The organism is Brockia lithotrophica (assembly GCF_003633725.1).
In the GTDB taxonomy this organism is placed as follows: domain Bacteria; phylum Bacillota; class Bacilli; order Thermicanales; family DSM-22653; genus Brockia; species Brockia lithotrophica.
The window spans coordinates 61,479-73,139 of sequence record NZ_RBIJ01000006.1 but is presented as its reverse complement, the minus strand read 5'-3'; the positions used below and the strand labels follow the sequence as shown (position 1 = coordinate 73,139).

Sequence of the window (11,661 nt, the reverse complement as noted above, 5' to 3'; positions counted from 1 at the left end):
AGGCAAACTCCATGGGAGGAGGTGGCGTCCGGTTCGACGTGCGCCCTACCTCACGCCGTCGGGTCGGAAAACGAATGGACGAGCGTACCCGTTCCGCCAAGGCGGAACTCTACCGCTTCTTTGCCGAGTTTTTCAAACCCCCTGAGGAAGGCTTTTACCGGGAGTTCACCTCTTCCCGCTTTCCCGAAGACCTCTCCCGCTTGCTGCACGAGGCGGGGTATGTCACAACGGTTCCCAATTTGCGGGAGCTCTGGCCTTCCTTCGAAGAGTTTGCGGAGGATTACCGCCGCGCCGTTTCCGGTACGGTCCACCCGTATGCCCCGCCGGTGGAGTCTATCTACAAGCCGTGGACGGAGGATCCCGACGCGGAGGTGCCTATGGCGGGGCAAAAAGGGTACTTCTACGGGGATCCCGCGGTGCACATGCGCCACCTGTACGACGAATTGGGGATCACCTTGCCTTCTGAATACGCGAGCATGCCCGATCACCTCACGCTCGAGCTCGAATTTCTGGCCTTCCTCTTCGAAGCCGGCGAACCGGAGGCCGCCCGGTTGTTCATCCGCGAACACCTCGACTGGCTCGGCGACTTTCGCGCGGAACTCGAGGCGACCCCGCGAGGGGAACGCTACGCAAAGCTCGTCGCCTGGCTCGAGGAAATCCTGCGCCAGGAGCCGGAACCCGAACGGAAAGACGGATAAAGCAAAACGGCCGGGAATCTCCCGGCCGTTTTGCCGTGCGCCAACGGACACCTTTCGGATCAACCGCCGCAACCGCCGCCGCCACCGCCCGAAGGTGCGGGAGCCGTCTGCGCCGGAGCGGGAGCCTCACCCTGCGGCGCACCTTCCGTGGTCAACTTGGCGTCTACCCACGCCCCGAAGCCCCCGGAGAGGTTGTGGGCGTCGTAGCCGAGGAGGCGAAGTCCGGCGGTGACGTAAGCCCCCGTTTGCCCTTTATAGCAGTAGACGAGAATCGGCTTGTCCTTGGGCAACGTGTCGAGTTTGGCGAGAATGTCCGTGTCCGGCGTGCCGAAGGGCATGAAGGGAATGTTGTGGGCGCCCGGGATGTGGCTGGTGGCGTAGTCCGCGGGCTTCCGAAGGTCGACGATGAAGAAGTCGCCGAGTTTGTCCTTCACCTTGTCCGGAGAGAGGTAAACGGCGCCGAAGGAGGAACGCATGGCGTTCCAGTCACCCTTCACCTTTTGGAGGAGGATGTCCTGCTCGTTGCACGTCTGTACGGGCTGCGGCTGGTTCGCCTTGGCGACGTCCTCGGGCGGCTTTACAATTTCGCTTTGGGTTTTCCCGCAACCGGCGAGGACGAGGGCAAAGGCGAGGACCGCGACGAAGGTCGCAAGGGCCCAACGGGTGCGTCTCCGCTGCATCGTGACCCCTCCTTGGTGGCGAATTCCGTCCGGATTCTCGTAGGAGATCTCGGGCCGCATTCGCCTCTATTATACCTTTCGCCTCTCTTTGTGTTAGCGTTCACAAAGCGTTTTTTGTGACAGAACTATGAAGCGCCCCTCTGTCGTATTTACAATATTTGCATAGTAAAAATAAAAAGCCGTACAGGGAGACCCGTACGGCGGGAGAAATCTCGGGATTTCGCTTCCTCTTAGGGAGTCCGTGCAGGTAAGCTCGGAGACGGATGTTCGGAACGCGGGGCTTTCCGTTCGGCCGATCAACCTCCGCAGCCGCCGCCTCCGCCGCTCGAGCCGCCGCCGGAAGGCGCGGGCGTCTGCGCTCCTCCCGAAGCGGGAGTCTGGCTCTGGGGAGCGGACTTACCCGCCTCCGTCCCTTCCGTCTTCAGGCCGGCTTTGAGCCAGGAGGGGAAGCCGCCCATCAAGTTCCGCACGTCGTAGCCTTCGAGGCGGAGGAGTGCGGTGGTAAAAGATCCCATTTGCCCCGAGTAGCAGTAGACGACGATCGGCTTATCCTTGGGGAGGGTGTCCATTTTCGCCACGATGTCGTTGTCCGGCGTCCCGTTGGTCGGGAAGGGGATGTTCACCGCTCCCGGGATGTGTTCCTTCTCGTAGTCGGCGGGCTTGCGCAGGTCGACGATCATGTAGTCGTTGAGGTGCTCGTTCACCGCCTGCGCGTTCAGGCCTACGCTTCCTGCGTTCGACCGAATGAAGGTAAAGAGTTCCTTTACCTTGTCCTTGAGGTAGGCGTCCTTGTCACACGTGCACGGGGGACATACGGCGGACGATCCCGACGGCGCCTGCGTTTGGGGGGTTTCGCTCGCCTTTCCCGAACATGCGGCCAACGGGAGGAGGAGGAGCACAAAGGTTGCGGCCAAGAAGGCCACGCGGCGGGTCCACGGACGCACTTGCATGAACTGCGCCTCCTTTGATAAAAGTTTCACATTCTTTCTCTCCGGTCCGATTGTACGTCCGGGGGTACCCCGAGGAAAAGGGGAAAAGGCGAAGAGTTCTTGAACGAATTGTTAACAACGCTCGATTTTTCATGATATCAAGTTAAATACCGTACTAACAGGTTTCAAAAGGGCGGAGATCCGCCCGCGTGTCGCAGGAAGGACCGACGTCCGTGGTGTACGTTGACACGGCGTACCGGATGGGATATAATGACCGGCGTGTCTGGATGCGGGGGGAAGGACGTTGCGCCTTTCGTTTTCCGAGCTCCGCGAGCGCGCCCTCGAGGGGCGCCCGCCGCTTGAGCTCCACGTCACCTTTTCCCCTTCGGAGCGCGTGTACGCGCGGCCGGAGGTACGAAATGTCACTCCGGCTCGTTTCGACGGATCCGCATGGTGGGAAGACGGTGCCATCTACCTGGCGGGTACGTTGAGCTTTGCCGCACGGCTCGTATGCGTTCGCTGTCTAAGCGAGTTCGAACGGTCGTTTCGCGTCTCCGTAGACGAGACCTTCCGCCGCGGGGCACCTCCCGCTTCTGCGGAGGATCTTCCCGTGCGCGAACTCGTCGAGTGGGTAGAGGAAGACGCCTTCGACCTTCTCCCGCACTTGGAAGACTGGCTCATCCTTTCTCTCCCCGACCGGCCGCTCTGCCGTGAAGATTGCAAAGGGTTGTGCCCGGTATGTGGGAAAAACCTCAACGAAGGGCCATGTGGTTGTAAGGTCGAGGCGGTCGATCCGCGCCTGGAGGCGTTGCGCGCGCTCTTGGTTCCCGAGGAACCGGACGGACATCCTTCCTAGTAGGCGAAGCGGTTGGCGAAACGCGGGAAAGGAAATCGAGGCGAGGTGAGCTTTCGTGGCCGTACCGTTTCATAGGACTTCGAAGACGAAGAAGCGCCTTCGTCGGACGCACTACAAGCTGGAACTTCCCGGGCTCGTGCGCTGCGAACACTGCGGCGAGTACAAGCTTCCCCACCGCGTCTGCCCCCACTGCGGCTACTACAAGGGGGTACGCGTTCTGGACGTCGAGGACGAGGAATAGAGGAATACTCCTTCCCGTCGCGTGTGCCGCCCGGTCCGGTTGGCCGCAAGGGGATTGCCCCCTTGCGGCTTTTTCGTTTGCGCGTCGGCGCGTCTGGGTCACGGGAGCGAGGATTGGCGCCGTCTCCGATGCAAGCGCGTCCGCGGGAGAGGGGAGATTGGGTCTTGTGGTATGCTGGAGTCGCGCTCGGATGAGCCGAATGCGAAGTTGTCTCGGGAGGAGAGGGCGGGGGTAAGCTTCGGACGAAGGTATGGCTTGGGAGTTCACGTCGAGGAGGCGTACGGGGTGGGACGGTTTGTTCTCATAGGGGACTCCCTCCTTCGTGGGATCGTATGGGACGACGTGCGGCGTCGGTACGCCCTCGCGCGGACACGGGTGGCCAACGCCCTCGCCCGTAAGGGGCACGAAGTCGTCGCAGACCTCGCGTTCATGGGGGCTACGGCGCGCGATGGTTTGGAACGTTTGCGAGAGTTCGCCCTCCGCAGTCCCGAGCGGCTTCGGGGCAGCTGGGTGCTCGTCCACTTCGGCGGGAACGACTGCGATTTCGATTGGGATGCCGTCGCCGCCTCTCCCGACTCTGAGCACCTCCCGCGTCGCCGCCTCGACGCGTTTACGGGCGACCTCGGAGAGATTGCGGGATTGGCCCGGGCCTATCGCGCGGAACCGATCTTTCTCGTCCCCCCGCCTCTCGTGGCGGAGAGGTATTTTGCCTGGATTTCGCGGGGTTCTCCGGAGCGTGCCGACGCGATCTTGAGGTGGCTCGGCACCGTGACGCGTATCCACTGGTGGCAGGAACGCTACGCGGCTGCCGTGGCCTGGGTCGCGGAGCGTCTGGAAATTCCGCGCGTTCTTTTGCGCGGCGCCTTCCTTTTGGGACGGGAGGACTTTCGCACGTACGTAGGTGCCGACGGGATCCACCTCACGGAATCCGGGTACCGCTTGTTCTCGGAAACCGTATTGGCCTCTTGTGCGGAAGTGCGGGGTGGTGTAAAGTGAAGGAGGAGCTTTTATCACCTGGTGCTAATTCTGTAGGCCCGAGCGGGGAGGAAGGGCCGAGGGAAAGCCCTGAGCCCGCTCCTTCCGTTCGGGCGCAGGCGCGCCGGAGGCGGTCTCGGCGTGAGGAGCGACGGGCGCAGCTCGTGCGCCTTCTCGAGGAAGATCCCTTCCTTACGGACGAGGAACTCGCCCGGCGTCTCGGGGTGAGCGTGCAGACGATCCGCCTCGATCGGCACGCCCTCGGGATCCCCGAGATGCGGGCCCGCGTGCGCCGGGTAGCCCAGGGGGAAGTCGACTCCCTTCGCTCCCTCGTGGAAGAAGACCTCTTCGGCTTCTTGGAGGAGCTTCGGCTCGAGGAGCGGGGGCGTTCGCACCTCGCGGTGGAACGCGTCCACACCTTTCGCCACGCGGACATCGCCCGCGGGCACATCCTCTTCGCGCAAGCGAATTCTCTCGCCGTGGCGCTCGTCGATGCCCCTCTCGCCGTCACCGTTTCCGCGAGCGTCCGCTTCCTCCGCCCCGCCCGTGTGGGGGATCGCCTCGTAGCTCAGGCGGAGGTGGTCCTTCGGGAAGGGCCGCGTAGACGGGTGCGCGTCGTCACAGAAGCCCTACGGCCGGGAGGCGTGCGGGAAGTCGTGTTTTCCGGAGAGTTCGTCGTTCAGGAGATTGCCCATGCGCGGGGGGACCGGTCGTGAGCGGGCGTTGGCGGATCGCGTGGGACATGACGGGTGGAGACTACGCGCCGGAGGCCCCTCTGGAAGCGCTGAAGCAGGTGTGCGGGAGCGAAGACTTCGCCGAGTTGGAGTTTTTCCTCTTGGGGGACGAGGCGTTTTTGCGCGACGCGCTAGCCCGCCAGGGGCTCGCTTCGAAGGCGGAGCGCTGTAGGATCGTGCACGCCCCGGAGGTGATTGCCAACGATGAGGAGCCCGTGCGCGCCCTCCGGCGCAAGCCCGACGCGAGCATCGTCCGCGGGCTGGAGCTCCTCGCTGCGGGAGAGGCGGACGCCTTCCTGAGCGCCGGGAGCACGGGGGCGGTCATGGCGGGAGGGCTTCTCAAGGTGGGGCGCATCCGGGGCGTGGAGCGTCCGGGGCTCGCCCCCGTGTTTCCTACGGCCGACGGCCGGGGCGTCCTCGTCTTGGACATCGGCGCCAACGTGGACGCGAAGCCCCACCACCTGCTCGACTACGCCCTCCTCGGGCAGACGTACGTCCGCTTCATCCTTGACGTCGATCGTCCACGCGTCGGGCTTCTCAATGTGGGCGTGGAAGAGGGGAAGGGGAACGCCCTGGCCAAGGAAGCCTACCGCCTCCTTCGTGCTACGCCCGCGGTGCACTTCGTGGGCAACGTGGAGGCGCGGGACGTCCTCTTCGGCGTAGCCGACGTCGTCGTCACGGACGGCTTCAGCGGGAACGTCTTTCTCAAGGCCGTGGAGGGCACGGCGCAGTTCGCCCTCGACGCCCTCAAGGAGGCCTTTACGTCCACGTTTCGGGCGAAGCTCGGGGCGCTTCTCGCCCTCCCGGCGGTGAAGCAGGTCTTGCGCCGCTTCGACTACAAGGAGTACGGCGCCTCCCCCCTTCTCGGCCTCAGGCGTCCTGTGTTTAAGGCACACGGGTCGAGCGACGCGCGGGCCTTCGTGGCCGCCCTCCGCACGATTCGCCGCTTTCTCGCCGCAGACCTCCAAGAAAGGCTCGTCGAAAGTCTGGCGGCGGGGAAGGGAGAAACGGAGGAGGACGGGACGGGCGGAGAGGTCTGAGGGGATCTTGGTCGTGGCCCCCTCCGGGGTTTTTAGGTGGCATGCGGGTTTCTGAGAGTTCGTGTTGGGGGTGAGCGCGTGGCCGTACGTGCGGGAATTCTCGGGACGGGGGCCTACGTTCCCGAACAGGTGCTTACGAATTTCGACCTTGAGCGGAAAATGGACACCTCCGACGAGTGGATTCGGACGCGCACGGGGATCCGCGAACGGCGCATCGCCCGGGAAGACCAGGCGGCTTCCGACCTCGCCTTTCCCGCGGCGGAAGAGGCACTCCGCGTGGCGGGGATTGCTGCGGCCGATCTGGACGGGATCCTCGTGGCGACCACCACGCCGGACCACGTGTTTCCCTCCACCGCCGCCCTCCTCCAGCGTCGGCTCGGCGCCTGGAACGCCTGGGCGTTTGACATGTCTGCGGCGTGTTCGGGGTTTATCTACGGACTTGCCGTCGCCGCCTCCTTCGTCGAGTCTGGTCGGGCGCGGTACGTCCTCGTGGTCGGTGCGGAAGTCCTTTCGCGGATCACGGACTGGGAAGACCGCACCACGGCCGTCCTCTTCGGGGACGGCGCGGGAGCCGCGGTAGTCGGACCGGTGGCCGAAGGCGGATTTCTCTCCTTCGTCTTGGGGGCGGACGGCGGGGGAGCTGACCTCCTCGTACTTCCCGCCGGGGGGTCGCGCCTTCCCGCATCCCACCGCACGGTGGAGGAACGCCAGCACTTCCTCAAGATGAACGGACGCGAGGTCTTTAAGTTTGCCGTGCGGATCATGGCGGAAGCCTCTGAGGAAGCCCTTCGGCGCGCGGGGCTCACCAAGGACGACCTCGACCTCCTCGTTCCGCACCAGGCCAACCTCCGAATCATCGACGCGGCGCAGGAGCGCTTTCAGCTCCCCCCGGAAAAGGTCGTGGTCAACCTCGACCGCTACGGCAACATGTCGGCCGCTTCGACGCCCGTGGCGCTTCACGAAGCGTACCGCGCCGGCCGCCTTTCTCCGGGGAACGTCGTGCTCCTCGTCGCCTTCGGTGGGGGGCTCACGTGGGCGGCCACCGTCCTTCGCTGGAGCGTTCCCTCACCGCTCAGGACCGGAGAGTTCGAGGCGGCGCTTGCGCGGGGGAAGACGGAGCCGTGAGCCGCGCATCCTCCGTTCCTCCCGTCGCCTACGTCTTTCCCGGCCAAGGTGCGCAGAAGGTGGGGATGGGGCGCGACCTTTGGGAAGAGTTTTCGTGGGCGCGCGAGCGCTTCCGCTTGGCGGAAGAGCTTACGGGGATTCCCTTTGCGGAACTCGTGCTTCGCGGCCCCGAAGCGGCGCTTACGGAGACCGTCGTCCTCCAGCCGGCGCTTTTCCTCGTGGAGACCCTTCTCTACGACGTCCTCTGGGATCTCGGTGCCCCTCCTCCCGCGGTCGTCGCCGGGCACAGCCTGGGCGAGTACGCGGCGCTCTATGCCGCCGGCGTGTTCGACTTCGCCCAGGGGATCCGCCTCACACACGCCCGGGGGGTGGCGATGGCGGAGGCGGCGCGGCAAAATCCGGGGACGATGGCCGCCGTGGTCGGTCTTTCCCCGGATCTCGTGGAATCCGTATGCCGAGAGGTGAGCGCCCTCGGCGAGGATTTCGGCGTGGAAGCGGCCAACGTGAATTCCCCGGAGCAGGTGGTCGTCTCCGGACGTGCGGCGGGCGTAGAAGAAGCGGGGCGACGCCTTCTCGCGCTCGGCGCGCGGCGCGTCGTCCCCCTTCGCGTCGCCGGGCCCTTTCACTCGTCCTATATGGCGCCGGCCCGAAAGGAGTTGGAGGCGGTCCTTCGCGAGATCGACCTCGGGGAACCCACCGTGCCCGTCCTCGTAAACGCCTGGGCGCGTCCCGTGCGGAGTGCCGCGGAAATTCGCGAGGCGTTGCTCGACCAGCTCGTCCGCCCCGTGCGGTGGGTGGAGACGGTTCGCGCCCTTCGCGACCTCGGCGTGGAGACGATCGTGGAGGTGGGCCCGGGGAACGTCCTCACGGGGCTCGTGCGCAAGACGGATCCCGGGTTTTCTCTGTACAACGTCGCCTCGTGGGCAGAGGCCCGAGCCGTCGCGGATCGCCTCCGAAGCGCAGGAGGCGTGCGGGAAGAGTCGTGAGGAGCTGGGGAAAGATCGAGCGGGACGCGGTCCCGAAGGAGGTGACATCCGTGGAACTGGCCGAGAGGGTTGCCCTCGTCACCGGCGCCTCGCGGGGGATCGGGCGGGCGATCGCCCTCGAACTCGCCCGGGGCGGGGCGCGCGTGCTCGTCGTCTACCGCGGTCGGCGCGACGCGGCGGAGGCCGTGGTGGAGGCAATCCGTGGCTTGGGGTCAGAAGCGCTTGCGGAGCAGGGGGACGTGTCTCGGCCCGAGGAGGCGGATCGTCTCGTCTCCCTCGCCCTGGAGCGCTTCGGGAGGTTGGACATTCTCGTGAACAACGCGGGGATCACGCGCGACAACCTCCTCTTGCGCATGAAGGACGAGGAGTGGGAAGAGGTCATCCGCACGAACCTTTCGGGGCCCTTCTATCTCATGCGCGCTGCCGCAAAGCACATGGTGCGCGCGCGCCGCGGGCGGATCGTAAACATCGCCAGCGTCGTCGGCCTCGTAGGGAATCCGGGTCAGGCGAATTACGCCGCGGCGAAGGCTGGCCTCATCGGGCTCACGAAGGCGGCGGCGAAGGAGCTCGCGAGCCGCGGGATCACCGTAAACGCTGTGGCTCCGGGCTACATCCAGACGGACATGACGGAGTCGCTTCCCGAGGCGGCCAAGGAGGCGCTGTTGCGCCTGATCCCTACGGGGCGCTTCGGTTCCCCCGAAGATGTGGCGCGCGCCGTGCGCTTCTTGGCCGGAGATGACGCCGCGTACATCACCGGGCACGTCCTCGTCGTCGACGGGGGCATGGTCACGTAGACGAAGGAGGCTAGAGCCCTCTGGCGCGTCGGGCGGGCCTTGCCCGGACTGTGGTATAATCCCCCAAGGAGGTGCCCTTCCCAATGAGCGACGAACTCTTCGAGAAGATCAAGGGTGTGATCGTCGAACGCCTCAACGTGGAGCCCGACCAGGTACGGCCGGAGTCTCGTTTCCGCGAAGACCTTAAGGCGGACTCGCTGGACCTCGTGGAACTCGTCATGGAACTCGAGGACGCCTTCGGCCTCGAGATTTCGGACGAAGACGCGGAAAAGATCCAGACTGTGCAGGACGTGATCGAGTATATTGAAAAGCACCACAAGGGCTGAGGCATTTCGTCCGGAAGAGCGGTTGCGGGAGGAAGGCGGCCCGGGGACCGCGGGGACGCGGACTCTGCCGGAAGGAAGCCGGGCTTTGCTCCCGCCCGAAAGTTCGGCGGCCCGTCCGATCGGGGAGGGGGAAGGGAAGCCCTTCCCCCTCTTCGCGCTTCCGGAGGGGTTTTTCCGGCGAGAGCCTTGGCGCAGAGGGGTGGTACGGGTGTCGGAACGCGTCGTGATCACGGGGATGGGCGTCGTCACGCCCATCGGAAACGATTTGGAGACCTTTTGGGAAAACCTCGTCGCCGGAAAGAGCGGGATTGTGCGCGTTACGGACTACGACCTCACGGGGTACGCCACGCAGATCGCGGGCACGGTAAAGGGGTTCGATCCGGAGATGTGGGTGGACGCCCGCGAGGCGCGTCGCCTCGACCGGACGATCCTCTTTGCGGTGGCCGCCGCCAAGATGGCGCTTCGCCACGCGCAGCTCGATCCCGGAGCGTGGGACCCGGAACGCGTCGGCGTCGTCATCGGTTCGGGTGTCGGGGGGATGGGTACCCTCGAAGACAACTTCTCCGCGTTCTTCTCCCGCGGGCCGCGGCGCGTAAGCCCGTTTTTCGTCCCCATGATGATCGTGAACATGCCTGCGGGCTACGTGGCCATCGAGCTCGGCGCCCGCGGGCCGAACTTCGCCCCCGTGTCGGCATGTGCGACGGGGACGCACGCCCTCGGGCTCGCGTACGAGCTTCTCCGGGCGAACAAGGCGGACGTCATCTTCGCCGGCGGAGCGGAGGCAGCCGTGCGGCCGATCGCCTTTGCGGCCTTTGGTGCGGCGCGGGCTCTGTCCACGCGCAACGACGATCCGCCACGGGCGAGCCGACCGTTCGACCGTCGTCGCGACGGCTTCGTCATCGGAGAGGGCGCGGGGGTTCTCGTTCTCGAGCGTCTGAGCGTCGCCCGCGCACGCAAGGCACCCATCCTCGCGGAAGTCGTGGGTTTCGGAATGAGCGCCGATGCCTACCACATCACGGCTCCCGCCCCCGAAGGCCGGGGAATGGCGGAGGCCATGCGCCACGCCCTCGCCGACGCCTCCCTTCCCCCGGAAGCCGTGGACTACGTGAACGCCCACGGAACCGCCACGGAATACAACGACCGGTGCGAGACAAAGGCGATCAAATCGGTCTTCGGCGAGCACGCCTACCGGCTCCTCGTGAGTTCGAACAAGTCGATGATCGGCCACCTCCTCGGAGCGGCAGGTGCCGTGGAGGCTGCGGCGACGGTGATGACGCTCAAGACGGGAATCGTACCGCCGACGATCAACCTCGAGGAACCCGACCCAGAACTCGACCTCGACTACGTGCCCAACGTCGCGCGGCGTGCGGACGTCCGCGTTGCGCTGTCGAATTCCTTTGGCTTTGGCGGGCAAAACGCGGTCCTCGCCCTCAGGCGCTACGACGAGGGCGGCGGTGCGACTGGCGCAGACGAAGGTTCGGAGGAGGAAGCCCGGTGAGTGGAGACTGGGAAGCCCCGACGCCGAGCGTCGACGCCCTTCTCGCACGCCTCACCGCATGGGGAATTGCGGTCCGCGATCGCGCGCTCTTCCGCGAAGCCCTCACGCACGCGTCCTACGCCCACGACTGGGAGGAAACGGCGGAAGCGCCTCCGGATAACGAACGCCTGGAGTTCCTCGGCGACGCCGTCCTCGAACTCCTCGTTTCTGAATTCCTCTTTCACCTCGCGCCTCCCTTGTCCGAAGGGGAGATGACCAAGCTCCGGGCGCAGATCGTCCGCGAGGAATCCCTTGTCCTCTACGCCCGCGAGCTCGGCCTACAGGAGTACCTCCTCCTCGGTCGCAGCGAGGAGTTTTCCGGGGGACGTGAGCGCCCCTCGATCCTCGCCGACGCCTTCGAGGCGGTGATCGGGGCCGTCTACTTGGACGGCGGGCTCGAGGCGGCCCGGCGCCTCTTGGACGTCCTCGTGTTTCCCCGCGTGAAGCGGGGGGAATTTCGCCTCGACCAGGACTACAAGAGCCTCCTCCAGGAAATCGTCCAACGGTACGGGACGCAGTACGCCTTGAGCTACGAGATCGTTGAAGAAAGCGGCCCCGCCCACAACCGCCGTTTTGTCGCCGTCGTCCTCCTGAACGGCAGGGAAATCGGGCGAGGAGCGGGAAGATCCAAGAAAGAGGCGGAGCAGCAGGCGGCTCGGGAGGCGTTGGAACGCGTGGAGGCGTACCTCGACGCGGGGGACGGAGGGGAATGACCCGGAATCCTCTCCGGGCTCCTCGTC

The 11,661-nt window shown here is 65.5% G+C and carries 14 protein-coding genes; 12 read left to right on the top strand and 2 right to left on the bottom strand.

Features of this window, described 5'->3' with window-relative positions:
* The first annotated feature begins 74 nt into the window (after positions 1-74).
* Complete coding sequence (locus tag C7438_RS08280; RefSeq protein WP_170143663.1) at positions 75-698, top strand: TorD/DmsD family molecular chaperone; 624 nt, start codon at positions 75-77, stop codon at positions 696-698.
* A 59-nt stretch (positions 699-757) separates the two neighbouring features.
* On the opposite strand, the gene C7438_RS08275 is transcribed toward C7438_RS08280, so the two are convergent.
* Complete coding sequence (locus tag C7438_RS08275) at positions 758-1,378, bottom strand: rhodanese-like domain-containing protein (RefSeq protein WP_170143662.1); 621 nt, start codon at positions 1,376-1,378, stop codon at positions 758-760.
* A 296-nt stretch (positions 1,379-1,674) separates the two neighbouring features.
* Complete coding sequence (locus C7438_RS08270) at positions 1,675-2,328, bottom strand: rhodanese-like domain-containing protein (protein WP_121444893.1); 654 nt, start codon at positions 2,326-2,328, stop codon at positions 1,675-1,677.
* Between the two features lie 283 nt (positions 2,329-2,611).
* On the opposite strand from C7438_RS08270, the gene C7438_RS08265 reads away from it, so the two are divergent.
* From C7438_RS08265 to rnc, 11 genes are all read left to right on the top strand, one after another.
* On the top strand, positions 2,612-3,163 hold the full coding sequence (locus C7438_RS08265) for a YceD family protein (protein WP_170143661.1): 552 nt from the start codon (positions 2,612-2,614) through the stop codon (positions 3,161-3,163).
* A 55-nt stretch (positions 3,164-3,218) separates the two neighbouring features.
* Entirely contained in the window at positions 3,219-3,404 is a 186-nt protein-coding gene (rpmF, locus tag C7438_RS08260) for a 50S ribosomal protein L32 (RefSeq protein WP_121444891.1), read from the top strand.
* 285 nt (positions 3,405-3,689) lie between these two features.
* Positions 3,690-4,400, top strand: coding sequence for an SGNH/GDSL hydrolase family protein (locus C7438_RS08255; protein WP_170143660.1), 711 nt, complete (start codon positions 3,690-3,692; stop codon positions 4,398-4,400).
* Entirely contained in the window at positions 4,397-5,095 is a 699-nt protein-coding gene (fapR, locus tag C7438_RS08250; RefSeq protein WP_121444889.1) for a transcription factor FapR, read from the top strand. The genes C7438_RS08255 and fapR overlap by 4 nt, the downstream gene beginning before the upstream one ends.
* Positions 5,092-6,153, top strand: a complete 1,062-nt coding sequence (gene plsX / locus C7438_RS08245; protein WP_211322157.1) for a phosphate acyltransferase PlsX — start codon at positions 5,092-5,094, stop codon at positions 6,151-6,153. Before fapR ends, plsX begins: the two co-directional genes overlap by 4 nt.
* Positions 6,154-6,231: 78 nt before the next feature.
* Positions 6,232-7,278 carry a beta-ketoacyl-ACP synthase III gene (locus C7438_RS08240; RefSeq protein WP_121444888.1) on the top strand — a complete coding sequence of 349 codons (1,047 nt, stop codon included), beginning with the start codon at positions 6,232-6,234 and terminating at the stop codon, positions 7,276-7,278.
* A complete protein-coding gene (gene fabD, locus C7438_RS08235; protein WP_121444887.1) occupies positions 7,275-8,264 on the top strand; it encodes an ACP S-malonyltransferase in 990 nt (329 codons plus the stop codon). Before C7438_RS08240 ends, fabD begins: the two co-directional genes overlap by 4 nt.
* 56 nt (positions 8,265-8,320) lie before the next feature.
* A complete protein-coding gene (gene fabG / locus C7438_RS08230; RefSeq protein WP_252393341.1) occupies positions 8,321-9,058 on the top strand; it encodes a 3-oxoacyl-[acyl-carrier-protein] reductase in 738 nt (245 codons plus the stop codon).
* 83 nt (positions 9,059-9,141) lie between these two features.
* Complete coding sequence (acpP, locus tag C7438_RS08225; protein ID WP_121444886.1) at positions 9,142-9,384, top strand: acyl carrier protein; 243 nt, start codon at positions 9,142-9,144, stop codon at positions 9,382-9,384.
* A gap of 208 nt (positions 9,385-9,592) precedes the next feature.
* Entirely contained in the window at positions 9,593-10,882 is a 1,290-nt protein-coding gene (fabF, locus tag C7438_RS08220; protein WP_121444963.1) for a beta-ketoacyl-ACP synthase II, read from the top strand.
* On the top strand, positions 10,879-11,634 hold the full coding sequence (gene rnc, locus C7438_RS08215; RefSeq protein ID WP_245956596.1) for a ribonuclease III: 756 nt from the start codon (positions 10,879-10,881) through the stop codon (positions 11,632-11,634). The genes fabF and rnc overlap by 4 nt, the downstream gene beginning before the upstream one ends.
* Positions 11,635-11,661: the final 27 nt, after the last annotated feature.

Excerpts from the sequence above, each read along its gene's own strand:
- C7438_RS08280 (WP_170143663.1), top strand. The coding sequence starts at position 75 with ATGGACGAGCGTACCCGTTCCGCCAAGGCGGAACTCTACCGCTTCTTT.
- C7438_RS08275 (WP_170143662.1), bottom strand. The coding sequence starts at position 1,378 with ATGCAGCGGAGACGCACCCGTTGGGCCCTTGCGACCTTCGTCGCGGTC.
- C7438_RS08270 (WP_121444893.1), bottom strand. The coding sequence starts at position 2,328 with ATGCAAGTGCGTCCGTGGACCCGCCGCGTGGCCTTCTTGGCCGCAACC.
- acpP (WP_121444886.1), top strand. The coding sequence starts at position 9,142 with ATGAGCGACGAACTCTTCGAGAAGATCAAGGGTGTGATCGTCGAACGC.